This window comes from Methylotenera mobilis 13, from assembly GCF_000384255.1.
GTDB lineage: Bacteria > Pseudomonadota > Gammaproteobacteria > Burkholderiales > Methylophilaceae > Methylotenera > Methylotenera mobilis_B.
The window spans coordinates 664,481-688,551 of sequence record NZ_KB913035.1 but is presented as its reverse complement, the minus strand read 5'-3'; the positions used below and the strand labels follow the sequence as shown (position 1 = coordinate 688,551).

General features: G+C 43.6%; 23 protein-coding genes. 10 read left to right on the top strand and 13 right to left on the bottom strand.

What is annotated here, in order from left to right:
- Nucleotides 1–76 precede the first annotated feature (76 nt).
- Nucleotides 77–2,104 carry a sodium-translocating pyrophosphatase gene (locus A391_RS0103335; RefSeq protein ID WP_019897329.1) on the top strand — a complete coding sequence of 676 codons (2,028 nt, stop codon included), beginning with the start codon at nt 77–79 and terminating at the stop codon, nt 2,102–2,104.
- Nucleotides 2,105–2,312: 208 nt separating this feature from the next.
- Nucleotides 2,313–3,005: a VIT1/CCC1 transporter family protein gene (locus A391_RS0103330; RefSeq protein ID WP_019897324.1), complete on the top strand. Its 693-nt coding sequence runs from the start codon at nt 2,313–2,315 to the stop codon at nt 3,003–3,005.
- A gap of 73 nt (nt 3,006–3,078) precedes the next feature.
- Here A391_RS0103330 and ppa read toward each other — a convergent pair whose 3' ends face one another.
- From ppa to A391_RS0103280, 10 genes are all read right to left on the bottom strand, one after another.
- Nucleotides 3,079–3,627: an inorganic diphosphatase gene (gene ppa / locus A391_RS0103325; protein ID WP_019897322.1), complete on the bottom strand. Its 549-nt coding sequence runs from the start codon at nt 3,625–3,627 to the stop codon at nt 3,079–3,081.
- 102 nt (nt 3,628–3,729) lie between these two features.
- Nucleotides 3,730–4,026 (bottom strand): YkvA family protein, encoded by a 297-nt coding sequence (locus A391_RS0103320; RefSeq protein ID WP_019897320.1) that lies wholly within the window; start codon nt 4,024–4,026, stop codon nt 3,730–3,732.
- A 34-nt stretch (nt 4,027–4,060) separates the two neighbouring features.
- Complete coding sequence (locus A391_RS0103315; RefSeq protein ID WP_019897318.1) at nt 4,061–4,963, bottom strand: phosphoribosylaminoimidazolesuccinocarboxamide synthase; 903 nt, start codon at nt 4,961–4,963, stop codon at nt 4,061–4,063.
- Between the two features lie 188 nt (nt 4,964–5,151).
- The gene (gene pyk, locus A391_RS0103310) at nt 5,152–6,588 is read right to left on the bottom strand and encodes a pyruvate kinase (protein WP_019897314.1); all 1,437 of its coding nucleotides are present in this window, start codon (nt 6,586–6,588) and stop codon (nt 5,152–5,154) included.
- A 102-nt stretch (nt 6,589–6,690) separates the two neighbouring features.
- Nucleotides 6,691–7,872 (bottom strand): phosphoglycerate kinase, encoded by a 1,182-nt coding sequence (locus A391_RS0103305; protein WP_019897313.1) that lies wholly within the window; start codon nt 7,870–7,872, stop codon nt 6,691–6,693.
- A gap of 11 nt (nt 7,873–7,883) precedes the next feature.
- Entirely contained in the window at nt 7,884–8,903 is a 1,020-nt protein-coding gene (gap, locus tag A391_RS0103300) for a type I glyceraldehyde-3-phosphate dehydrogenase (RefSeq protein ID WP_019897312.1), read from the bottom strand.
- Between the two features lie 195 nt (nt 8,904–9,098).
- On the bottom strand, nt 9,099–11,084 hold the full coding sequence (gene tkt / locus A391_RS0103295; RefSeq protein WP_019897311.1) for a transketolase: 1,986 nt from the start codon (nt 11,082–11,084) through the stop codon (nt 9,099–9,101).
- Between the two features lie 227 nt (nt 11,085–11,311).
- The gene (locus A391_RS0103290) at nt 11,312–12,412 is read right to left on the bottom strand and encodes a Gfo/Idh/MocA family protein (protein ID WP_019897310.1); all 1,101 of its coding nucleotides are present in this window, start codon (nt 12,410–12,412) and stop codon (nt 11,312–11,314) included.
- A 55-nt stretch (nt 12,413–12,467) separates the two neighbouring features.
- Nucleotides 12,468–14,288 carry an AMP-dependent synthetase/ligase gene (locus tag A391_RS0103285; protein WP_019897309.1) on the bottom strand — a complete coding sequence of 607 codons (1,821 nt, stop codon included), beginning with the start codon at nt 14,286–14,288 and terminating at the stop codon, nt 12,468–12,470.
- 9 nt (nt 14,289–14,297) lie between these two features.
- A complete protein-coding gene (locus A391_RS0103280; protein WP_019897308.1) occupies nt 14,298–14,864 on the bottom strand; it encodes a thioredoxin family protein in 567 nt (188 codons plus the stop codon).
- Between the two features lie 102 nt (nt 14,865–14,966).
- Here A391_RS0103280 and A391_RS0103275 point away from each other — a divergent pair, with 102 nt between their 5' ends.
- A complete protein-coding gene (locus A391_RS0103275) occupies nt 14,967–15,701 on the top strand; it encodes a 16S rRNA (uracil(1498)-N(3))-methyltransferase (RefSeq protein ID WP_019897306.1) in 735 nt (244 codons plus the stop codon).
- 38 nt (nt 15,702–15,739) lie between these two features.
- Here A391_RS0103275 and A391_RS0103270 read toward each other — a convergent pair whose 3' ends face one another.
- Nucleotides 15,740–16,123: a surface-adhesin E family protein gene (locus tag A391_RS0103270; RefSeq protein WP_019897305.1), complete on the bottom strand. Its 384-nt coding sequence runs from the start codon at nt 16,121–16,123 to the stop codon at nt 15,740–15,742.
- A gap of 155 nt (nt 16,124–16,278) precedes the next feature.
- On the opposite strand from A391_RS0103270, the gene A391_RS0103265 reads away from it, so the two are divergent.
- The 7 genes from A391_RS0103265 to A391_RS0103235 all read left to right on the top strand — a co-directional run bounded on the left by A391_RS0103265 (nt 16,279) and on the right by A391_RS0103235 (nt 21,680).
- Nucleotides 16,279–16,791: a class I SAM-dependent methyltransferase gene (locus tag A391_RS0103265; protein WP_019897303.1), complete on the top strand. Its 513-nt coding sequence runs from the start codon at nt 16,279–16,281 to the stop codon at nt 16,789–16,791.
- 120 nt (nt 16,792–16,911) lie between these two features.
- The gene (argA, locus tag A391_RS0103260; protein WP_019897301.1) at nt 16,912–18,528 is read left to right on the top strand and encodes an amino-acid N-acetyltransferase; all 1,617 of its coding nucleotides are present in this window, start codon (nt 16,912–16,914) and stop codon (nt 18,526–18,528) included.
- 61 nt (nt 18,529–18,589) lie between these two features.
- Nucleotides 18,590–19,474, top strand: coding sequence for an acetylglutamate kinase (argB, locus tag A391_RS0103255; protein WP_019897300.1), 885 nt, complete (start codon nt 18,590–18,592; stop codon nt 19,472–19,474).
- A 104-nt stretch (nt 19,475–19,578) separates the two neighbouring features.
- A complete protein-coding gene (locus A391_RS0103250) occupies nt 19,579–20,208 on the top strand; it encodes a pyrimidine 5'-nucleotidase (RefSeq protein ID WP_029143961.1) in 630 nt (209 codons plus the stop codon).
- A 28-nt stretch (nt 20,209–20,236) separates the two neighbouring features.
- Entirely contained in the window at nt 20,237–20,794 is a 558-nt protein-coding gene (slmA, locus tag A391_RS0103245) for a nucleoid occlusion factor SlmA (RefSeq protein WP_019897297.1), read from the top strand.
- A 12-nt stretch (nt 20,795–20,806) separates the two neighbouring features.
- Nucleotides 20,807–21,436, top strand: a complete 630-nt coding sequence (locus tag A391_RS13670) for a DUF1294 domain-containing protein (protein ID WP_019897295.1) — start codon at nt 20,807–20,809, stop codon at nt 21,434–21,436.
- 22 nt (nt 21,437–21,458) lie between these two features.
- Nucleotides 21,459–21,680 carry a DUF2788 domain-containing protein gene (locus tag A391_RS0103235; RefSeq protein WP_019897293.1) on the top strand — a complete coding sequence of 74 codons (222 nt, stop codon included), beginning with the start codon at nt 21,459–21,461 and terminating at the stop codon, nt 21,678–21,680.
- Nucleotides 21,681–21,770: 90 nt separating this feature from the next.
- On the opposite strand, the gene A391_RS0103230 is transcribed toward A391_RS0103235, so the two are convergent.
- The gene (locus tag A391_RS0103230; protein WP_029143960.1) at nt 21,771–22,979 is read right to left on the bottom strand and encodes a multifunctional CCA addition/repair protein; all 1,209 of its coding nucleotides are present in this window, start codon (nt 22,977–22,979) and stop codon (nt 21,771–21,773) included.
- 38 nt (nt 22,980–23,017) lie between these two features.
- Nucleotides 23,018–23,965: a complex I NDUFA9 subunit family protein gene (locus tag A391_RS0103225; RefSeq protein WP_019897291.1), complete on the bottom strand. Its 948-nt coding sequence runs from the start codon at nt 23,963–23,965 to the stop codon at nt 23,018–23,020.
- Between the last annotated feature and the right edge of the window lie 106 nt (nt 23,966–24,071).

Genomic DNA, 24,071 nt, shown 5'->3' with positions numbered 1-24,071 from the left:
GATGTTTAGCACTTGGTTTCGTTTTCACACTAGTTTTATTTTGTAGTTTTAATAAAAATTTAGATAGGGAGAAGTCATGTCAGTCGAACTAATGATTGCCATAGGCGCCGCGATATTGGCGGTACTGTATGGTGCAGTAATGAGTAAGTGGATTTCAGGTTTACCAGCAGGCAATGCACGCATGCAAGAGATTGCCAGTGCGATTCAACAAGGGGCTGCCGCATATTTAGCCCGTCAATACAAAACTATCACCATCGTTGGCGTTATCCTAGCTATTTTAATTGGCATTTTCCTAAACACTCCTACGGCAATTGGCTTCGTTTTAGGTGCCGTGCTATCGGGCGCATGCGGCTTTATTGGCATGAACGTTTCGGTGAAGGCGAATGTGCGTACTGCCCAAGCCGCGACCAAAGGCATCGCTCCGGCACTTGATGTGGCATTTAAAGGTGGTGCGATTACAGGCATGCTAGTGGTAGGCCTAGGCTTGTTAGGTGTGACAGGCTTTTATGCCTATTTGGGTGGTGAAGCTGCAACAGACTTAGATCCGTTAATTGGGCTTGCATTTGGCTCATCTCTTATTTCTATATTTGCACGTTTAGGTGGTGGTATTTTTACCAAGGGGGCCGATGTAGGCGCTGACCTAGTAGGTAAAGTTGAGGCGGGCATCCCAGAAGATGACCCACGCAACCCCGCCGTGATTGCAGATAATGTAGGCGATAACGTAGGTGACTGTGCTGGCATGGCAGCAGACTTATTTGAAACCTACGCAGTGACGATTATTGCGACGATGGTATTAGGTAGCTTATTGATTACAACCGATGGTGCAAACGGTGTGCTTTACCCACTCATGTTAGGCGCGGTTTCTATTGTTGCTTCTATCATTGGCTGCTTCTTTGTGAAAGCATCTCCAGGCATGAAAAACGTGATGCCTGCCTTATACAAAGGGCTTGCGGTTGCTGGTTTATTATCATTAGGTGCATTTAACTTTGTTACAACCAAAATGTTCCCTAACGGGTTGACTGCTGGTGACTTGGTTATTTCTGCCAACCAGCTATTTGGCGCATGCGCAGTAGGCTTAGTGTTAACTGCCGCATTGGTTTGGATTACAGAGTACTACACAGGTACAGATTACGCACCTGTAAGGCACGTGGCACAGGCTTCAACCACTGGACACGCGACCAACATCATTGCTGGTATCGGTATTTCAATGAAATCTACCGCTTGGCCAGTGTTATCAGTCTGTATTGCCATTTGGTCTGCCTATCATTTAGGCGGTTTGTACGGCATTGCCATTGCAGCAACATCGATGTTGAGTATGGCAGGTATCGTCGTAGCGTTAGATGCCTACGGCCCGATTACTGATAATGCAGGCGGCATTGCTGAAATGGCAGAGTTACCAAGTAGTGTGCGAGAGGTTACAGATCCATTGGATGCCGTTGGCAATACAACGAAAGCAGTCACCAAAGGATATGCGATTGGCTCAGCAGGTTTAGCTGCTTTAGTGTTATTTGCAGACTACACGCACAAACTTGAAGGCGCTGGTATTGATGTTAAGTTCGACTTAAGTGACCCAATGGTAATTATTGGCTTATTTATTGGCGGCCTAATTCCATTTTTATTCGCTGCAATGGCGATGGAAGCAGTTGGTCGTGCGGCAGGCGCGGTGGTTGAAGAAGTACGCCGCCAGTTCCGTGATATTAAAGGCATTATGGAGGGGACAGCAAAACCAGAATATGGCAAAGCGGTTGATATGCTCACGACTGCTGCGATTAAAGAAATGATGATTCCATCTCTCTTACCTGTAGTAGCACCTGTTGCCGTTGGCTTACTACTAGGCCCTGTCGCACTTGGAGGCTTGCTGATGGGAACGATTGTCACAGGGTTGTTTGTGGCAATCTCCATGTGTACTGGCGGCGGCGCTTGGGACAATGCTAAGAAATATATTGAAGATGGCAATCACGGTGGCAAAGGATCTGATGCTCACAAAGCCGCAGTAACTGGCGATACCGTTGGCGACCCATACAAAGATACTGCAGGTCCTGCGGTAAACCCACTGATCAAGATTATTAATATTGTGGCTTTACTGATCGTACCACTATTGTAATTACAGGTACTGTCAGTACCACTACTGCAAGCACCATCACGATAAGTACTTAACAATAAAAGGCGACTTAGGTCGCCTTTTTGCATAGAAAATCTTCATCTTTCTGCTCATGATTCTAAGCACCAGTTGAAAGCACGTATTTAAATCACGCAATAAGCCTTGTAATACAGTAACATTATATTTAACTCGACTTTACATGCAGATTCTCATGCGACACTCTGAATTTCACCGCTCTCACCGTATTGGCTGGCTACGCGCAGCAGTGCTAGGTGCCAATGATGGGATTATCTCAACAGCCAGCTTAATCATCGGCGTTGCCGCAGCTGGTGCCTCTAATGACAGCATATTGATGACTGGCGTTGCTTGCCTAGTCTCTGGCTCAATGTCGATGGCCGCTGGTGAATACGTTTCTGTCAGCTCACAATCAGACACCGAAGCTGCAGACCTTGCACGCGAACGCTTGGAGCTAGCAAATGACCACGAAAGCGAACTGAAAGAGTTAACGGGTATTTATATGCAGCGTGGCTTATCTGCAGAGTTAGCGCATGAAGTAGCCGTTCAACTTACCGCACACGACGCACTTGGCGCCCATGCAAGAGATGAGCTTGGCATTACAGACACCATGAATGCCAAACCAATGCAGGCTGCTGTTGCCTCTGCCGCCACCTTTGCGGTTGGTGCTGTATTGCCGCTATTAGTCACCTACTTTGCACCAGAGTCTAATATTGCCAATTACGTGGGTGCCACATCACTCGTCTTTTTAGCCGCACTTGGCGGGCTTGCAGCAAAAGCTGGTGGAGCAAATATAACGGTTGGCATTGCTCGTGTAGCATTCTGGGGCGTAATCGCCATGGCTGCGACTGCTGGGGTTGGCAAACTTTTTGGTGTTGTCACCGCTTAATCCATTTTAGACGCAAAAAAGGCAGCCTAAGCTGCCTTTTTATTTGTCCGACCAGTGTGCTTCTGTAATTTACTTAGAACGCTGGTTTAACTTGTGCGTTATTGTAATTCTCTACACTTTGTAAGATTTCTTTTTTAGCTGCTTCGATATCGCCCCAGCCATTAATCTTAACCCATTTGCCTTTATCTAAATCTTTGTAATGCTCAAAGAAGTGGGCAATCATGTTCAAGCGCCATTCTGATACATCAGTATGTGCTTTCAAATGACCATATAAACCACACACTTTATCAACAGGCACCGCTAATACTTTTGCATCAAGGCCTGCTTCATCTTCCATCAGCAACACACCTAAAGGACGGCAACGCACAACCACGCCAGGAATCAATGGCACAGGTGTCATCACCAACACATCAACAGGGTCGCCATCATCAGATAATGTGTGTGGCACATAGCCGTAGTTGGTTGGGTATTGCATTGCAGTACCCATAAAGCGGTCAACAAAGATTGCGCCGCTTTCTTTATCTACTTCATATTTTACTGGGTCACCCTGCATTGGAATCTCAATAATTACATTGAAATCGTTAGGGACATCTTTACCGGTTGGCACTTGGTTTAATGACATGGTCTATTCCTAAATATAAATACTACTAATGAATTTTGAGGCGCAATTATAGCAAGCCCACAAAGAACGCACAGAAAAAAGTCGTAACAAAGTGTAGGATGCCTAACTATTTCCTGATACGTCAGCTTGTTGCACTTGCTCGTGGCAATCTTGAATCACAGATTTAGGAATCAACAACAATGCACAGTAAAGCAACGCTGGGATAATAATCACCTCATCTAACTGACCTAATATTGGAATAAAGTCAGGAATAAGATCAAACGGTAGCAATAAATAACCCACAGCCAGCCACAACAGGCATTTAGCCAGCCAAGGTGTTTGTGGGTGTTTTAAGACTAATCGATAGACTGCAAGCTCTTTTTTGAGTTGCCTAGCCAATGACTTGAGTTTATTTAGCACAGCAGCCTAATACAACAATCGTTTCATTAAGCGCTTACTCAAGCGTTAATGGCTGCCCAGTTAGTCGCTCAAAGGCCTCCATGTATTTTTCGCTTGTTTTGCTGGCAACATCTGCTGGCAAGGCTGGTGCAGGCGGTGTTTTATTCCAACCACTGGCTTCCAACCAATCACGCACATACTGCTTGTCGTAGCTTGGTGGGTTTTTACCCACGACATAGCTCTCAGCAGGCCAAAAACGTGACGAGTCGGGTGTTAGTACTTCATCCATCACATGTAACACACCATTTTCATCCAAACCAAACTCAAACTTAGTGTCCGCAATAATAATACCGCGTGTAAGTGCGTATTCAGCTGCTTGCGTATAAAGCGCTATCGCAGCTTTTGCTACTTGCTCAGCCATGTCAGCACCAATGAGCTCAGCACACTGCGCCAAACTGATATTTTCATCATGCTCACCCACTGCTGCCTTACTAGACGGTGTAAATAATGGTGCGGGCAATTTCGATGCCTCTTGTAAACCAGCTGGCAATGGGATATCACACACCGTGCCTTTCGCTTTATATTCTTTCCAGCCGCTTCCCACTAAATATCCACGCACAATGGCCTCTATCGGTAATGCTTTTAGCTTTTTAACCACGACTGAACGATTAGCTAATTGTGCTTTTTCCGCAGGATCACTCACCACACTCGCAGGGGTGATTCCAGTTAAATGGTTAGGTACCACATTCTGCAACTTATCAAACCAAAAGTTGGCCATCTGCGTGAGCATTGCACCTTTGTTGGCAATGCCTGTAGGTAAAATCACATCAAATGCAGAGAGCCTATCCGTACTCACCAGCAACATGGTATTAGCATCAATGTCATAAATATCACGGACTTTACCTTGGTGAATACGTTTTAGACTTTTAATGCTGGTTTCTAATAATGGATTATTCATGTGTGATGATGACTATATTAATGAGTAAGTTGAGCTAAGTACGTATTATAAACGTACTTTAATTTTGATGAATTCTAAAAAGACCAATTGACCGTAAAAATATTGATATAAACTAGCCAAATCCGCTGGAAAGCCAGTTAATATAGATACTTACTGATCAGCATACTGATTAAGTGAGATGTCCAGATTTAATGTTTTCGATGCTCACCAATTTTAATGATTTTCAATGTGTTGGTGCCGCCAGGATGCCCGATAGGCTCACCAAAAGTTAACAACACCAAGTCACCCTCAGCCACAACGCGCTGCCTGAGTAGTACTTGCTCCATCTCTGCAATGATTTCATCTCTATTCTTATCGGCTTGCTCAATCGGATATGGATAGACTCCGCGGTGCAATGTAAGCTTTCTGCGTGCTAGCTTATCAGGTGATAATGCATAAATTGGCACCTCTGCATCCGCACGTGATAGCCATTGTGCAGCATTACCAGATTGCGTCAGTGCTGCAATTGCTTTCACTTTTAAGTGCTGAGCTGTGTAAATGGCAGCGGCAGCAACAGCCTCATCCGTTTTAATAAACACTTGATCAAGCTTTTGCGCATGATGCTGACTAAAATATTCTTTCTCAGCTTCAATTGCTACACGATGCACAGCTTCTACTGTTTCTAAAGGATATTGTCCAGCGGCAGTCTCTGCTGACAACATTACTGCATCTGTACCATCTAATACTGCATTTGCGACATCTGAAACTTCTGCACGTGTCGGGATGGGACTAGTAATCATAGACTCCATCATTTGCGTCGCTGTGATCACTAGTTTATTTTGTGCACGTGCCATCCGAATCATCCGTTTTTGCAAACCAGGCACCGCGGCATCGCCTACTTCAACACCCAAGTCCCCTCGTGCCACCATAATCGCGTCAGACGCATCTATAATCGCTTCTAAATCATTAATTGCTTCTGCGCGCTCAATTTTTGCAATAATGCTTGCCGTGCCCCCAGCCTTCCGCACTAAGGTTCTTGCAAGCTCTACATCTAGCGCAGACTTAGGAAATGAGATGGCAATGTAATCTGCCTCTAATGCAACCGCTGTTTTAATATCTTCCCTATCTTTTTTAGTCAAAGCCTCTGCGGATAGGCCTCCACCCTGACGATTAATGCCCTTATTATTGGACAAAACACCGCCGCTCAATACGACACAATGGATTTGATTACCTTTGATTCTATCCACCTGCATAGTAATGCGGCCATCATCTAGCAACAATATGGCATTTTCTGACACTTCTTGCGGGAGTGTTTTGTAATCTAGTCCAACATGGTATTGATTACCTAGTTCACAATCAGCATCCAAAATAAAGATATCGCCTGTTTTTAACGTGATTTTACCAAGCTCGAATTTACCAATTCGAATTTTAGGCCCTTGCAAGTCACACAACACACCAACAGGGCGCCCCAGTTTGATTGCAATATTACGCACAATTTCTGCACGCTTAATGTGATCTTCTGCACTACCGTGTGAAAAGTTCAATCGTACAACATTAACGCCTGCGGTAATCATTCGGGCAAGCATCTCCTCGCTAGTGGAGGATGGGCCTAGTGTTGCCACAATTTTTGTTTTACGTAATGTCAAACTTTTACCTTAATTTCTCTAAAAATAACAAACTCAAAATAAAAATGGGGCTGATAGCCCCATTTTTAAAGTCATGCATTTAATACTAAAGGTTCGGGCTAGTTAACTTTTAGCACGTAATTCCAAAATCTCAACCGCTGGTAATTTTTTGCCTTCTAAAAACTCTAAAAAGGCACCACCTGCTGTTGAAATATAATCTACTTTACTTTCAATACCGTATTTTTGAATAGCAGCAATCGTGTCGCCCCCACCCGCTAAAGTAAATGCTTTTGTATTTGCAATGGCATTAGCAATTGTTTTAGTACCTTCGCCAAACTGATCAAACTCAAACACACCCACTGGGCCATTCCAAACCACAGTCCCTGCATTTTTAATGATCTCTACTAATTCATTAGCAGATTTCGCGCCAATATCAAAAATCATATCATCTGCGGCCACATCAGCCACGTCCTTCTTGATGGCTGGCTCATTTGCATCAAATTTCTTAGCACAGACTACATCAACCGCAACTGGCACTGCTGCGCCTCTTTGGGACATTTTGTCCATTAAGGTGCGTGCCACAGGCACTAAATCATCTTCACACAATGATTTACCCACTTCAAAACCAGAAGCTTTTAAGAAGGTATTAGCTATACCTCCGCCCACCACCATTTGATCCACTTTTTCGGACAAACTCTCCAACACGGTCAGCTTAGTTGACACTTTGCTACCACCAACAATCGCCACCATTGGACGCGCTGGATTCAGCAAGGCTTTAGTCAAAGCTTCTAGCTCATTCACTAACAAGATGCCCGCTGCTGCTACTTGTGCAAACTTTGCAACACCATGTGTACTTGCTTCTGCACGATGTGCAGTACCAAAAGCATCCATCACAAAAATATCACATAACTGTGCATATTTTTGTGACAGCTCATCATTACTTTTCTTTTCGCCTTTGTTAAAGCGACAGTTTTCTAATACAACTAACTCACCCGCTGCCACTTCAAAGCCACCATCAACCCAATCTTTGATTAGTCGTACCGGCTTTGCCAGCTTAGCTGAGATAACATCCACCACTGGCTGCAATGAGTTTTCTTCTGAATAAACACCTTCTTCAGGACGTCCTAGATGAGAAGTCACCATCACTTTAGCGCCTGCTTTAATGGCAAATTCAATCGTCGCCATTGAAGCGGTAATACGTGCATCTGAAGTCACTTTCCCATCAGCCACAGGTACATTAAGGTCTGCACGGATTAATACACGCTTACCGTTTAAATCCAGATCTGTCATTTTGATTACATTCATGACAAACCTCCTTATTTAGCAGCCATCATAGCGGTGACGTTATCTAGCATACGGCAACTAAAACCCCACTCGTTGTCGTACCATGCACAGACTTTAACCAACATGCCATCTTTAGTTACCTTAGTTAAAGTGGCATCAAAGTTTGATGAGAAATTGGTGTGGTTATAATCAATAGACACCAACGGTGCTTCGTTGTAGGACAAAATACCTTTAAGCGCGCCGCTGTTAGCCGCTTCGTGCATAATATGGTTGATTTCTTCTTTTGTCGTTGGACGTGATGGTGTAAACGTCAAATCAACAATTGACACATTGATGGTAGGTACGCGAATCGCAAAACCATCCAATTTACCGTTCAACTCTGGCAATACCAATCCTACCGCTGCTGCTGCACCTGTTTTCGTTGGAATTAGCGAAGTAGTAGCAGAGCGTGCACGACGCATATCTGAATGATGTGAATCAGTTAACACTTGATCGTTCGTATATGAGTGTATCGTATTCATCAATCCGTTGACGATACCAATTTTGTCATTCAAAGGCTTGACCATTGGGGCAAGACCATTGGTTGTACATGATGCGTTAGATACTACGGTATGACTTGCTTTAATGACATCATGGTTGACGCCATATACTACAGTTGCATCAACATCTTTATCGCCTGGTGCTGATAACAACACTTTTTTTGCACCTGCATCGATATGCACTTGTGCTTTAGCTTTACTATTGAAGGCACCTGTACACTCTAGTACAACATCAATACCTAAGTCACGCCATGGCAGTTCAGCTGGATTACGTGTTGAAAATGTTTTAATTTTCTGGCTATTGATAATCATGGCATCGCCATCGACACCTACATCAAATGGAAATCTGCCGTGTGCACTGTCGTAACGCGTTAAGTGCGCATTGCTTTCGGCATCACAGCCTGCGCTATTAATTGCAATAATTTCAATGTCTTTGCGACCTAATTCATACACTGCACGCAACACCATACGTCCAATACGACCATAACCATTAATTGCCACTCGAATTGCCATGATAATTCCTAAATATTTTCAATTAACTGCAAGCCAGTTAAAGCATACATAGCTTAAATTCATCTACCACTTAAAGCTAGACATCCGCTATAAAAACTAGCGCTATAAAAAATTAAGGCACCCCAATATTGAGGTGCCTTTTTAATACTAACTGACCAAACTTAAAAACTGATACCGCTTGGTCACACTAGCGAATTAAAGCACCGATTTAACAGTTGCAACTACGTTTTCAACTGTAAAGCCAAAATGCTTCATTAATACACCACCAGGTGCAGATTCACCGAATGTGTCGATACCAACAACAGCGCCTTCAAGACCTACATATTTACGCCAGAAGTCTGAGTGAGCGGCTTCAACCGCTACACGTTTAACACCTGGAGTTAATACGCTGTCTTTGTATGCTTTGTCTTGACGGTCAAATACGTTTGTTGATGGCATTGAAACTACACGTACTTTAGTACCAGCAGCATTCAATTCAGCAGCAGCTTTAATAGCCAACTCTAACTCTGAACCGTTTGCGATGATGATCGCGTCTGCTTTACCAGCCACATCAGAGAACACATAAGCACCCTTACGGATTAAGTCTAACTGTGCTGCATCATGCTTGATGCCAGCCACGTTTTGACGGCTTAATACTAAGCTTGTTGGACCATTTTTACGCTCAACAGCTGCTACCCAAGCAACAGCAGTTTCTGTTGAACTACCTGGACGCCATACATCCATGTTAGGGATGTAACGTAAACCTGATGTATTTTCGATTGGTTGGTGAGTAGGACCATCTTCACCTTGACCGATAGAGTCATGTGATAAAACAGCGATCGTACGTTGTTTCATCAATGCAGCCATACGTAATGCGCTCTTAGCGTAGTCTGAGAACATATGGAATGTACCGCCGAATGGTAATAGACCACCGTGCAATGCCATACCGTTCATGATTGCAAACATACCGAACTCACGAACACCGTAAGAGATGTAGTTACCTGGCTCTTTACCAGATACGTGTTTGAAGCTTGGAGCCGCTGTCAGGTTAGAACCTGTTAAGTCAGCAGAACCACCTAAGAACTCTGGCAATACTGGTGCTAGTGCAGTAATCGCATTTTGTGAAGCTTTACGAGTTGCAACACCTTCTGCTTTTTCGTTAGTTGCAGTGATGAACGCATCAGTTGCTTCTTTCCAGTTAGCTGGCAAGTCACCTGCCATACGGCGTTTGAACTCTGCAGCTTCAGCTGGGAATGCAGCAGCGTATGCAGCAAATTTTTCGTTCCAAGCTGCTTCTGTTGAAGCGCCTTTCGCTTTTTGATCCCATCCAGCGTAAACGTCAGCAGGAATCACAAATGGCTCATGTGGCCAGCCGATATTAGCGCGAGTCGCAGCAACTTCTTCTAAACCTAATGCAGAACCGTGGCAGTCATGTGAACCAGATTTGTTTGGTGAACCCATGCCGATGATGGTTTTACAGCAAATCAATGATGGTTTGTCTGTCACTGCTTTAGCCGCTTTAACCGCTGCGTCGATAGCGTCAGAATCGTGACCATCTACTGATTGAACGTGCCAGCCATAAGCTTCAAAGCGTTTAACTGTGTCGTCTGTGTACCAGCCTTCGATGTGACCATCGATAGAGATGCCATTGTCATCCCAGAAAGCAACCAATTTACCTAAGCCCCATGTACCAGCTAAAGCACAAGCTTCGTGTGACACGCCTTCCATCATACAGCCGTCACCTAAGAAGCAGTATGTGTAGTGGTCAACGATGTCGTGACCTGGCTTGTTGAATTGGTTAGCCAATAATTTCTCAGCCATTGCAAAACCAACCGCGTTGGTGATACCTTGACCTAATGGACCTGTTGTTGTTTCAATGCCTGGTGCATAGCTGTATTCTGGGTGACCAGCACATTTTGAATGCAATTGACGGAATGTTTTGATTTCATCCATAGGCAAGTCGTAGCCTGTTAGATGCAACAATGAGTAGATCAACATTGAGCCATGGCCGTTAGAGAGCACAAAGCGGTCACGATCAGCCCAGTTTGGATTTGTTGGATTGTGACGCAAGTGGTGATTCCACAATACCTCTGCGATTTCAGCCATACCCATAGGCGCACCTGGGTGGCCTGAGTTAGCTTTTTGCACTGCATCCATAGATAACGCACGAATTGCATTAGCTAGGTCTTTACGTGTTGCCATTGTTTTCTCCCTAATGATTAATACTTGAGGACTTATAAAGATAGCGTTTTGCGCAAAACCTCATAAACCTTAATTGAAGTTTTCAAAAATACAGTAAATTTAACTGCTTTTACGTGAAAGCTAAATTATTGCTTAGATAGCGCTTTTCGGCAAGTACAACGTAAGAAAAGTGGTGACTTTCAACAAAGCCCCACTTTCAAATACCGACTGCAAAAAAGCGCTAAATTTTAGCCCATTTTAACCAAATGCTGACTAGCAACAGACTGCAGCACAGCCTCTATCGCCTGACAATTCGCTTTAGCATCAGCAAAAGTTAAATGGGTTGGCTGATTGTTCAATACACAATTACTGAAGTGTTCAATTTCTAGATTGAAGTGGTTACTTGGTGCGAAGCGTTCTTCTGCATATTTTCCATCTTCTGTTGCCCATGAAATAACAGGCACATCATTCTGGAACACCCATGCAGCGTGGCATTTCACCCAGCCTTTAGTGCCGATCACTTCATACTCAGACTTACGCGAACGTTCAAAACTCACATCAAAATGACCAAATAACGCACGACCTTCTGCATCTTGGCCAAAATCCAATACACCGCTAGTAACGATATCCGCCCCGGCCTCATTTAATTTCGCATGTGCCATCACTGACTTTGGCTCTGCAGGCTTCGCACTATTTATACCAACGCCTAAACCCATTACCCAACGCAAAGAATGGATTGCATACGGACCGATATCCCACATTGCGCCGCCGCCCTGTGCTACACCGCTGGCAATACGGTACATACGCGCTGGGCGCATTAAAAATGAATAACTAGCGCGTGCGGATAGCACATCACCAATCAGGCCCGATGCAACAATCTCTTGAATACGCGTATGTTGCGGATGAAAGCGATACATAAAGCCCTCCATCACTTTTACATTGTTTTTTAGCGCAGCTTGTTCAATTTTTTCAATATCAGCGACAGTAAGCGCCATCGGCTTTTCAATGAGCACATGCTTACCCGCATTAATTGCCTTCAGCGCCCATTCAGCATGCTCATGATTGGCCATTGGGCAGTAAATGGCTTCTACATTGGTATCTGCAATCAGCGCATCCATATCGTCATAACATTGTACGGCGCTCACATGGCATGGAGCATATTTTTCTAAAGTAGCCTTTGCAGCACCTTCACGGCGACTAGCAATCGCAACAAGTTGCGCATTAGATGCCTCAACTATGGCTGGGAGCAGGCGCTCATTAACACGTGCTGCACCTAAGATACCCCAGCGTAATTTTCTATTTTCAGTCACTGCATGCGTCACAATCAATCCTTTATTTTGTAAAATCAACTTTAAGTCAGCCCTGCCACTCAGAACAACACTTAGCTATAAAACTTAAAAACACTTATGCTAACTTAAAGCGCTCATATAATTGTGCATACTGCACTTGATGCTGTCGCAAAATAAGATGACGCTTAATTTTCAAGGTTGGTGTTAGCAAACCATTTTCCACTGTCCACGCTTCGTGCAGCAAGGCAATTTTTCTAACTTTTACATAACCAGGAAAAGCTTTCATTTGTGCGGCCACACGCTTAAGCGCAAAAATATTTGCTTGGCGATGATTTAGCGTGTCCGGCCATGCACTAGGCAAATGATGCTCGTTCGCTATGACCTGCCATTGCTCGCGGTTTACCACAGCAAACAACCCTAAATACGGTTTACCTTCACCAACCAACATTACTTGCTCAAATAAAGGATCCCTCAAGATTGCCGCTTCAATATCGGCGGGCGGTACTTTTTCACCATTCGAAAGCACAATAATTTCTTTGATGCGCCCAGTTATCGTGATGCGGCCTGTCTCATCAATCTTGGCAACATCTCCTGTTTTTAGCCATCCATCGTCTGTGAATATCGCTTCATTGGCTGCTTGATTATTCCAATATCCTTGCATGACATTGGGACCACGCACTTCCAAGCCATCAAACTCGCCTAACCGAACTTGTACCCCTTGCAGAGTATGCCCAACACTACTGGGCAGATTACTCTCCGCATGGTTCACACTAATCACGGGGCTTGTTTCAGTAAGACCATACCCCTGTACAATCGGCACACCTAAACCAATAAAAGTTCGCGCACTATCCGCTGACAGTGCCGCACCGCCTGCAACAGCCAAGCGTAACCGACCACCTAAACGTGCTTGCAACTTACTCGCCACCAGTGTTTTTAAAAGTGGCCAAAACAAATGTGGCCAATGCCAACGACGACGCCCTTGTTCATATTCAAAACGGCTGTATCCTACTTTGACGGCCCACTCAAACAAGCACCTTGCATAAGCAGGGCCATTTTCCAACTTGCCACGCAATGCAAACTGAATACGCTCAAAAATCCGAGGGACTGTCACAATAATAGTAGGGCGAACATTAGCTAAGTCCTCCTGCAACTGTTGCACCGACCTTGCAAACGCAACGCTGGCGCCTGACATGATGGGCAAACAATACCCAGCCATCCGCTCCAGTGCATGTGATAACGGTAAAAATGAAAGGAAAACATCGTGCGGGTAAACGGTAAAAACACCCAATGAACCCCATGCATTTTGCATAATATTGCCGTGCGTGAGCATCACCCCTTTAGGCTTACCCGTTGTACCTGAGGTATATACTATCGTTGCTAGCACGTCTGCACTAGACACTAAATGTTTGAACTGATTGGAGCTTGAGGACAGCAACCATTTATCCAAACCAATGATGCGTTGGTCATTATCGTCATTTAACAAGGACTTATAGGTCACCACACGCTGAAGGCTAGTAAAATCAACGTTTAACTGATCAATTGGATGCCAATCATCCGTGCTGTTGACCAGCAGCAATTTGGCCCCAGAGTCTTGCAACACGTACGCGACATTTTCCGGTCTATCAGACACATACAATGGAACTGTGACTAAACCTAATCCTAATGCAGCCTGATCAAAAACAACCCAAGTAGGACAATTTTTGAGCATAATCGCAACGCGGTCGCCTACGGCAAGTTTCTCGCGCATCAAAGCTTGCTGCCAGTTAATCACCTCTTGCAACATCGCTAACCAGGTTAGCTCACACCATCTACCAGCTTGCTCGTCATAATAACGGTAGGCAATACCGTTAGGTGAGCGACTTACCCGCTCATGAAACAACTCGTCTAGCGTGAATACTGTCTCTGGGGAAATATAATCCACGACATCATGACTCATGACTGGCGTTTAAATAGACTCCTCTGGGAACCATTTAATACTACAGCCAATGCTTGGGATTTGTTCTTTAGGTCCTTCACCAGTTTCGGCAATCAACTTCATCGCATTAAACAGGTCTCTCGGATGATTTTCATCAGATTGGCGACGGCCTGCGGCATCAAATCGACCACGATATTGCAACTCAAGATCGGCATTAAACCCAAAAAAGTCTGGCGTACACACTGCGCCATACGCCTTAGCGACTTCTTGCGTTTCATCCAGCACATAAGGAAAAGGAAAATGAAACAATTTAGCTTCTTCCATCATGCGCTCGTAAGAGTCTTCAGGATAGTTTTCGGTATCATTACTTTGAATCGCAATAGTGTTGATACCGTACTTCAACAGCTCGCGACAATCATCAACCAAGCGCGTTTTGATTGCTTTCACATAAGGGCAGTGGTTACAGATAAACATGACTAACAATCCATTTTCACCTGCGCTATTTGCCAGCGTGTATCGCTTACCGTCTACACCTAATAAATTAAAATCCACTGCAGGCTGTCCAAAATTACATACGGGGGGATTTAAGCTGACCATCTTATTCTCCTTATTTCGCTATACTTATTACTGTGACAACGTTAATGTTTATATTATCACTTTTGTTTTACATCTTGTTTTACTTTTGGAGTCGCCCGCTTTATGGCTAATTTGCGCTTTTATACCAACTCGCCTTTGGTACTCAATGAAACCGTTCAACTTTCAGAAAGTGCTGCAGTCCACGCAACACGCGCACTACGCCTCACTGAAGGGGATCATGCGATTTTGTTTAACGGTGACGGACATAATTACGACTGCACTCTGACCACCGTGAAAAAAAATAGCGTAACGGCCATCATTACGCATGCAAGTGAAGTGCATAACGAATCCCCACTTAACATCACGTTATTACAGGCGATTTCCAGCGGAGATAGAATGGATTTCACCATTCAAAAAGCAGTAGAGCTTGGCGTAAAAAATATTCAACCCATCACCAGCAAGCGTAGCGTGGTGAAACTCTCTGCCGAGCGCGCAGAAAAACGCACCGAACATTGGCAAAACATTGCCATTTCGGCATGTGAGCAATCTGGGCGCGCGTATGTGCCTAAGGTGTTGACGCCTATATCACTCGAAAACTGGTTTAGCCAAAATCCCAGCGTCGGCACTACACGCATCCTACTTAATCCGATAGGCGCAAAGCGTTTAACTGAGATTCAAAAGCCAACGGGTGAGATACAGTTACTGATTGGTGCAGAGGGAGGCCTGAGTCAAGAGGAAATCGACCTTGCAACCTCACATCAGTTTCAATCCATCGTACTTGGCCCCCGCATCTTACGCACAGAAACTGCGGCTTTAACGGCTATTGCTGCCATGCAATTAGTATGGGGTGACTTCTAGCAAGCCATCAATATTGATAATACAATTGCTTGCAACCGTTAGCGGCTGCATATTACGTTGGCTTTTACCTCACCAATGCTATAAGGCACCACAGCAGACCAAGCGATTTCTGCTTCTGGTAAGAGATAAGTGGCCAAGATGCTGCCTTTTGCCATATTCTCAGCATAATATTTAATGGAGAGTGCTTTGAACTGCTTGTTTTTACAATCGTGCACCTCTCGCCATTCAGATGACATTTCACCTTTTGGCTGCTGCACATAATAGTCATTTAAGGTTGAAACTGTGATTAAATTTTCGTTTTTCTGTAGCGTCTCGAAATCAATCAACATATTGCCGTCATCATTTGTTTGAATCATTGTCCACTCAGCAAAGGCTTTGCCTGAAATAAGGACCAACACTAAAATCATCAAAAATTTGTTCATTGTTTACCTTCAGCATGATGTAGATTGTAATTTTGCCACTAGAGTTTATCGGATAAATACTCTTCACTGCACCATCATTTATTAATTTGCATCAGACTGACAGCAAGTAACACTTAAAGCTCAATTAAGCGACACAACATAACTTAAGGCTCAATATGCTAGAAAACCCCTCCCCATGGATAATCAAGTATGCACCACAGATTAAAAGCAAGGGGCATATACTAGATCTGGCCTGTGGCAATGGACGTCATGCCATCTGGCTGGCAGGGCAAGGTTACATGGTTGATGCAATTGACCGTGACCCAATCGCAACTTCACGCATGAAAGATGTCGAGAATATCAACGTTTTGATTCTTGACCTTGAAACTAGCGAACTTCCAAAATTCAACCACAGTTACGATGGAATTATCGTTAGTCGCTACCTGCATAGGCCTTTGCTTACCAAACTTGCGGATATACTTAACCCTAGCGGTGTACTCATTTACGAAACATTCATGATCGGCAATGAACGCCACGGCAAACCGAGCAACCCCGACTTTCTTTTATTGCCTGATGAGTTACTGAACATTTACACACCTCTGCTAAGCATTATTGGTTTTGAACAAGGAGACGAGCAGGAACCAAGGCCAGCAGTGATGCAACGCATTTGCGCTAAAAAGCATACTTAATCATATCGACATGTAATCGACTCACACATCAAAGATGCGCGAATGACACGTTTAATTTGTATTAATTACAATTTTAATCTATATTAATGTAAATATTACAAATTAAACTGGTATCTAATCATGTCACTTGGTCAATGCATTCGTAGCAAACGAAAATCACTCAATTTAACGCTACAACAACTAGCCTTCAAAACTGATGCAGATGCTGGCAATCTATCTCGTATAGAACGTGGTGAGCTCGGTGTTTCTGAATCATTGCTACGTAAAATCGCAGTCGCGCTAGAAACGACTCCTGCGAATCTTTACGCAGAGAGCGATGCCACATTCGCACAAAATGAAACCAATAAGAATCAAGTCAATGAGCATGCACCCTCACATTTAGCAAAACAAGTAGAATCAGTTAATAGCACCAGCGCTAAAGATTTTGTGCAATGGTTTCGCTCAGCCACTCCATACATCCATGCCTTTGGTGGAAGGACATTTGTGATTGCATTTGGTGGTGAGGTGGTAAGTGAGCAACAATTTATCGCCCTCTCACATGACCTCAACCTATTAGCCAGCCTAGAAGTAAGATTAGTGCTTGTACATGGCTCACGTCCGCAAATTGAGCAACGACTTAAGCGCGACAGTATTACCCCACTATTCCACAATGGATTACGTGTGACGGATAATGCAGCGATGGAAGCAGTAAAGGAAGCCAATGGTGCAATTCGTGTAGAAATTGAAGCTTTATTATCGATGGGCATTGCCAACTCACCAATGGCTGGTGCAGATATCCGCGTGGCGAGTGGCAACTTTGTCACCGCAAAACCACTAGGTGTGCATGATGGTGTAGACCTTCAACACACGGGTGAAGTACGTAAAGTGGATGCTATTGGCATTCAAAAACGCTTAGATGACAACGAGATGGTATTGCTATCACCGCTTGGCTACTCTCCTACGGGCGAGGCATTTAACTTAAGTTTAGAGGATGTGGCCGTGAGCACCGCGGTTGCACTAGATGCTGACAAGCTTATTTTCTTGATGGACTCAGAAGGTGTGCATAACTTACGTGGTGAGTTATTACGTGAGATGACGGCAGAGAAGGCTAAAAATTTATTAAGAAATGTGCGCGAAACTGAACAAGCGATCAACATCTCTGAGGACGTCACCTATTATTTACCGGCAGCAGTGCGGGCCTGTGAGCATGGCGTCGCAAGAACTCATATGATTAGTCGCCATATTGATGGCGCGATTATCCAAGAATTATTCACGCTGGATGGTATCGGCACCATGGTCACCGAACTCAGCCTGGAGAGTATGCGACAAGCCAACATTGATGATGTTGGCGGCATCCTAAAACTAATTGAACCGCTTGAGAACGATGGCATTTTAGTGCGTCGCGGCCGTGAGCGGCTGGAAATGGAAATTGACCATTTTCACGTCATGGAGCATGACAATCGTATTATTGGTTGCGCAGCACTTTACCCATTTGAATCAGAAAAAACCGCCGAATTCGCATGCCTAGCCATAGACCCAGCATACCGCGGTGGTGGTCGTGGTGATAAATTGTTTTATTACTGCGCCAGTGTTGCCAAGCAACTCGGGCTTAAAAGTTTATTTTGCCTGACTACACGTACCGAGCACTGGTTCTTAGAGCGAGGCTTCACTGAACAAGGCGTTGAAAAACTGCCGGCGGAGAAACAAAAACTTTACAACTATCAACGTAAATCTAAGGTGTTTAGCAAAACATTGTAAACAAAATTTAGTTACAATGACAGAAACCAAATTGACCCAAATTTAAGCTCACGGAAAACTCATGCTAAACCAATCAACTGCTGCAAAAAAAGCAAAGACGCTGGCTGAAGCGTTACCTTACATCAAACGTTTTTTCGACAAAACGATTGTCATTAAATACGGCGGTAACGCGATGACAGATGAGCACTTAAAAGAGTGCTTTACCAAAGACGTGGTACTGCTGAAACTGGTGGGTATGAATCCTGTCGTCGTGCATGGCGGCGGTCCTCAAATTAACGAAATGCTTGATAAACTAGGCAAAAAAGGCGAGTTTATCCAGGGTATGCGCGTCACCGATGAAGAAACCATGGATGTTGTTGAAATGGTGCTTGGTGGACAAGTAAATAAAGAAATTGTGAACTTAATCAACCGCCACGGTGGGAAAGCGGTGGGCTTAACAGGTCAGGATGGTAATTTCATTCACGCGCACAAGCTCTTAATGGCAGATAAAGATGACGCCACCAAAATGATTGATATTGGACAAGTAGGCGAAATTTCAGCGATTGACCCTAGCATCATTAATTTTTTAGACACTGGCGACTTTATCCCAGTAGTAGCACCTATCGGTGTAGGCGTTGATGGCGAAACTTACAACATCAATGCAGACGTAGTTGCAGGTAAACTTGCAGAAATACTCAATGCAGAGAAATTGATTCTGCTCACGAATACACCTGGCGTGCTAGATAAAAATGGTGAGCTGCTCACTGGCTTAACCCCAAGGCAAATTGACGACATGGTGGCAGACGGTACGCTATCTGGTGGTATGTTACCTAAAATTAGCTCTGCACTAGATGCAGCACGTAGTGGTGTAAAAGCTGTACATATTATTGATGGTCGTGTTGAGCATGCCTTACTGTTAGAAGTATTAACCGACGAAGGTGTAGGCACACTAATTAAAGCAAAATAAACATCAGGCACAGATGATCTCAAGCAATACTTAACCTGAGTATGCGTGGTGAAAGGCATCGCAACGCAATCCGTGCCGATTCAGATAATCGATTAACGCCAAGCATGAGCAGAATCTGGATTTTTGACCTAGACGACACACTGCACAATGCCAGTGCGCATATCTTTCCTGTCATGAACCGCGCCATGACACAGTACATCATGGATGAGCTATCACTGAGTGAGCCCGACGCGCATGCATTACGACAGCACTATTGGCGCATATATGGCGCCACTCTCAAAGGGTTAATGCGGCATCACGGCACAAACCCACATCATTTTTTACATGAAACGCACCGTTTAACGACGCTACCCGACATGGTCATTCAGACCAAACGACTCAAACACATGTTAAATTCACTCACAGGCCGTAAGTTAGTCTTCACTAACGCGCCAAGAAGTTACGCTATCAGAGTACTCGAGCTACTAGGAATTGCAGATGTGTTTGAAATTGTTTTTAGTGTTGAGTCTACACAGTTTCATGCAAAACCTTCCGCACGTGGTTTTCAACGCTTACTCAAAACGATTAACGCCAAAGCAAGTGACTGTGTCATGCTAGAAGATAGTCTTCCAGCACTCATGACAGCCAAACGCCTAGGGATGAAAACAATTTGGATATCTAAAAAGCTACATAAACCAAATTTTGTAGATTATCGACTACCGTCAGTGTTAGCACTTACTCACATTAAGATATAATTAAAAAATCATTTGTTAGGAAAATCATATGGCAGGCGAACGTAAACAACAAATTTTAGAAACTTTGGCAAAAATGCTGGAATCTCCAAAAAGAGAAAAAATCACCACAGCATCATTAGCCGCAAAATTAGAAGTATCTGAGGCTGCACTTTATCGCCACTTTGCTAATAAAGCACAAATGTTTGAAGGTTTGATTCTGTTTATTGAAGAAACTATTTTCGGTCTGATTAATAAAATCAGCGCAGAGGAGCCTGAAGGCCTCAGACAAATACAACGCATTGTGACCATGCTCATGGTATTTGCAGAAAAAAACTCTGGCATGACACGCGTGCTGATTGGTGATGCGTTGGTGAATGAAGATGACAAGCTACAATTGCGTATCAACCAACTTTACGACCGCATTGAAGTCACACTAAAACAATGTTTACGCATTGCTGAAGCACAGACTGGCCATAAGAATGATGCAGAAGCGCAAGCAAATCTAATTATTTGCTACATTATTGGCAGATGGAACCAATATGCTAAAAGTGGCTTCAAACGCAAGCCTACCGAATTTATTGAGCAACAACTCCCCAATCTTCTATAACATCATTTAATAATGCGTTATCAAGGAAAAATTATTAAATGGCAAGACGACAAGGGTTTTGGATTTGTTCGTGCAACAAGTGATAGCAAAGATGTGTTCCTACATATTTCAGACATACATCCTTTAAATAAAAGACCCGAGGTTAATGAGCAAATTAGTTACGAGTTAATCAAAGATGGCAGAGGAAGATTCCGTGCCACTCATGTGGCCTACCTTAACAAGTCAGCAAACGTTAACAAGATTGAACAGCCGACGAAATTAAGTTCGGCTTTTTTAGCATTCATCTTGATATTTTTTTTATTAGTCATTGAAAGAACACTCAAAGGAGTGCTACCCGTTACTTTTACGTTGATGTTATTTGGCGCTAATTTATTACTTTTTTTGTACTATTATCAAGATAAAACATCCGCCATTAAGAAGGCTTGGCGGACGCCAGAATCTACACTACACTGGTTAAGCTTAATTGGTAGCTGGCCTAGTGCATATGTAGCACAGAAACTTTTTAACCATAAACACAAGAAGCAATCTTTTGTAGTGACATACAAACATACTGTTTTAATAAACTGCAGCGCGGTGATGCTGTATGCACTGCCTTACTTACAAAATATTTTGATTTTTCATCTCACGAAATATCATATTTAGCTTAGATACACTGGAGATAAAGTTGGAAGGTACAATTTTTGGTTTTACTGAAGCACAAATCACCGAATTTGGTATGACGTTTGGTGTAGGTGGTTTAATGTTGCTGATGTTATTTATTGTTGGTCACTTAGCTTGGGAATCAAAGGCCGGTAAGTTTGGTGCATTTGTTCTATTTCTTGGCCTAACTTTTGGCCTAGTAGGCTATGTAGCAAAATACTTTATTCAGAATGCACTTGGCATATAAAATCAATCTTGAAATTAAATCCTCAAAGCCAAAGCTACTTAAATATACTCCACTTTCGCATCTACATGATTGATCAAACTGGATACTTACCTAAAGCACACGCTTAATCGCCTCGACTCTTGCCTCAAAAATTGCAATCTTGATTTTTTCCACATCACTTTGTTTACTGGCGATAGCGCCTGCATCGATAGTGAATGCAGCATCTAACACTTTACGCATTAAATCTGCCGCTGGCGTGGGGCAATTTTCCAACCCAGTTCTGCCACGTGAATCTGCCTCACATGCTTGTAAGAACCCGTTGAATCTTTCTGGCTGTCTAATTGCATCTAGCTGGATTAAAAACTCTAATAATGTACTAGGACGCATGTCTAATGACTGATATAACTTACCGTGAAATTTAGCCACCATCACTGCAAGTTCTTTACAGTCATTAGGCACCCGTAAGCGTTTACATACATCTTTCACCAAGTGCACCCCACGCTCTTCATGCCCAATATGTCGTGGTAGTATTTCTTTAGGGGTAGTTCCTTTGCCAAGGTCGTGCATTAACGCAGCAAAGCGCACAGACAATGAAAAAGCTTTTTGTGCCGCATAATCAAGCACCATCATGACATGAACGCCTGTATCCACCTCAGGGTGATGTTGAGGTGGCTGTGGAACACCCCAAAGATTATCCAACTCGGGAATAATCCTTTTTAATGCACCACACGACCGTAGCACTTCAAACATGCGCGCAGGTTTTTTCTCCATTAAGCCTTTGGCAAGCTCTTGCCATACGCGCTCTGCTACGAGTGCATCAACCTCACCAGCATCTACCATCTGTTGCATTAAACTTAAGGTTTCTGGAGCTATATTAAAATCTGCTAAACGCGCAGAAAAACGCGCAATACGTAAGATACGTACTGGATCTTCTACGAAAGCATCACTCACGTGACGTAGTGTTTTAGACTTGATATCATTAATGCCGTGGAAGGGATCTATAAACTCCCCCACCTCATTTTTTGCGATAGCATTCACTGTTAAATCACGTCTTGCTAGGTCTTGCTCCAATGTGATTTCTGGCGACGCATGCACGACAAATCCTTTATAGCCCTTTGCAGTTTTACGCTCTGTACGTGCAAGTGCATATTCATCATGCGTTTTAGGGTGTAAGAATACGGGGAAATCTTTACCTACTGGTCTAAAGCCTGCCGCCACCATTTGCTCTGGCGTGCTACCAACGACGACATAGTCTTTATCTTTGATAGGATAGCCTAACAACTCATCACGGACTGCTCCACCAACAATGTAGGTTTGCATAACACTAACCATTACTTTAGCTAAGTGACCAGCCCAAGTTAACGTGCTGCCACGCTGCGGAAACGATCATAAGCGCCACGCGCTGTGCGATCTACCAAGTATTCTGGCAACACCGCCTCTAATGCACTTGGCTCTACTGCCAAAATTGCAGGTAGTGGGTGCTGACTAACGCTATCGACTTCCATTGACTTGATATTGTCTCGCGACATTAACTTAACCGGCAGAAACTCCATTATCAATGCCTGCAAATATGAAAGCGTATTGTTTAAGCCAATAGTCGTGCGTTTAACTGCCAACACAACCATGATCTGCTGCAACAACTCTCGGAATGTGTACACTTTAGGTCCAGCCAACTCATAGGTTTGACCATAAGTATCGCTGTTTTCTAAACTATTCACAAAACAGCTGGCAACATCTTCTACCCAAATAGGCTGAAATTTAGCGTTGGGTTTTGCAAGTAACACCACTGGCAGTAATTTAATCAATGTCGCAAAAAGATTAGTAAATTGATCACCACGCCCAAAAATAATGGAGGGCTTAAATATTGTGATGTTAATTTTATCTTGCAGTGCTTTTAGTGCAGTTTCACCAGCGGCTTTTGAGCGCAAATATTGACTTGGGGCATTCTCATCCGCACGTAGACTGCTCATCTGAATGAGGCGTTTGATACCTAAATCAGCACAAATCTTTGCAAGTTGCGCTGGCAATTGGTGGTGAACAGTATTAAAACTTAAACGACGACTTTGGTGCAAAATACCAATCAAATTAATCACAGCATCAACACCTCTCAGTACGGCATTAAGTGCGTGGTAATCCAGTACATCACACTCAACCACATTAACATTAGGTAACAAAAATAGATGCTTGGCAGTTTCTCTTCTGCGCGTTAGCACTGTGACTTGGTATCCTGCAGCATCTAACTTAGCAACGATAGCACTACCAACAAACCCAGAACCACCCAACACACATATTTTTTTTAATTGCATGACAATCCTTCTGACTTCTCTGTTTCACTCTAAAACATCGCCAGTTATCTACCGAACTTTGGTGATATGGCAATGACTTGATCATTAATTACTACTCACATTATTC

Bases quoted from the DNA above. Each gene is read 5' to 3' on its own strand.
- A391_RS0103250 (WP_029143961.1), top strand. From the start codon at position 19,579: ATGAGCAGAATCTGGATTTTTGACCTAGACGACACACTGCACAATGCC.
- A391_RS0103285 (WP_019897309.1), bottom strand. From the start codon at position 14,288: ATGAGTCATGATGTCGTGGATTATATTTCCCCAGAGACAGTATTCACG.
- A391_RS0103225 (WP_019897291.1), bottom strand. From the start codon at position 23,965: ATGCAATTAAAAAAAATATGTGTGTTGGGTGGTTCTGGGTTTGTTGGT.
- A391_RS0103280 (WP_019897308.1), bottom strand. From the start codon at position 14,864: ATGGTCAGCTTAAATCCCCCCGTATGTAATTTTGGACAGCCTGCAGTG.
- slmA (WP_019897297.1), top strand. From the start codon at position 20,237: ATGGCAGGCGAACGTAAACAACAAATTTTAGAAACTTTGGCAAAAATG.
- A391_RS0103275 (WP_019897306.1), top strand. From the start codon at position 14,967: ATGGCTAATTTGCGCTTTTATACCAACTCGCCTTTGGTACTCAATGAA.
- A391_RS0103305 (WP_019897313.1), bottom strand. From the start codon at position 7,872: ATGAATGTAATCAAAATGACAGATCTGGATTTAAACGGTAAGCGTGTA.
- A391_RS0103335 (WP_019897329.1), top strand. From the start codon at position 77: ATGTCAGTCGAACTAATGATTGCCATAGGCGCCGCGATATTGGCGGTA.
- A391_RS0103270 (WP_019897305.1), bottom strand. From the start codon at position 16,123: ATGAACAAATTTTTGATGATTTTAGTGTTGGTCCTTATTTCAGGCAAA.
- argA (WP_019897301.1), top strand. From the start codon at position 16,912: ATGTCACTTGGTCAATGCATTCGTAGCAAACGAAAATCACTCAATTTA.
- A391_RS13670 (WP_019897295.1), top strand. From the start codon at position 20,807: ATGCGTTATCAAGGAAAAATTATTAAATGGCAAGACGACAAGGGTTTT.
- tkt (WP_019897311.1), bottom strand. From the start codon at position 11,084: ATGGCAACACGTAAAGACCTAGCTAATGCAATTCGTGCGTTATCTATG.
- A391_RS0103315 (WP_019897318.1), bottom strand. From the start codon at position 4,963: ATGAATAATCCATTATTAGAAACCAGCATTAAAAGTCTAAAACGTATT.
- argB (WP_019897300.1), top strand. From the start codon at position 18,590: ATGCTAAACCAATCAACTGCTGCAAAAAAAGCAAAGACGCTGGCTGAA.
- gap (WP_019897312.1), bottom strand. From the start codon at position 8,903: ATGGCAATTCGAGTGGCAATTAATGGTTATGGTCGTATTGGACGTATG.
- A391_RS0103330 (WP_019897324.1), top strand. From the start codon at position 2,313: ATGCGACACTCTGAATTTCACCGCTCTCACCGTATTGGCTGGCTACGC.
- A391_RS0103265 (WP_019897303.1), top strand. From the start codon at position 16,279: ATGCTAGAAAACCCCTCCCCATGGATAATCAAGTATGCACCACAGATT.
- ppa (WP_019897322.1), bottom strand. From the start codon at position 3,627: ATGTCATTAAACCAAGTGCCAACCGGTAAAGATGTCCCTAACGATTTC.
- A391_RS0103230 (WP_029143960.1), bottom strand. From the start codon at position 22,979: ATGCAAACCTACATTGTTGGTGGAGCAGTCCGTGATGAGTTGTTAGGC.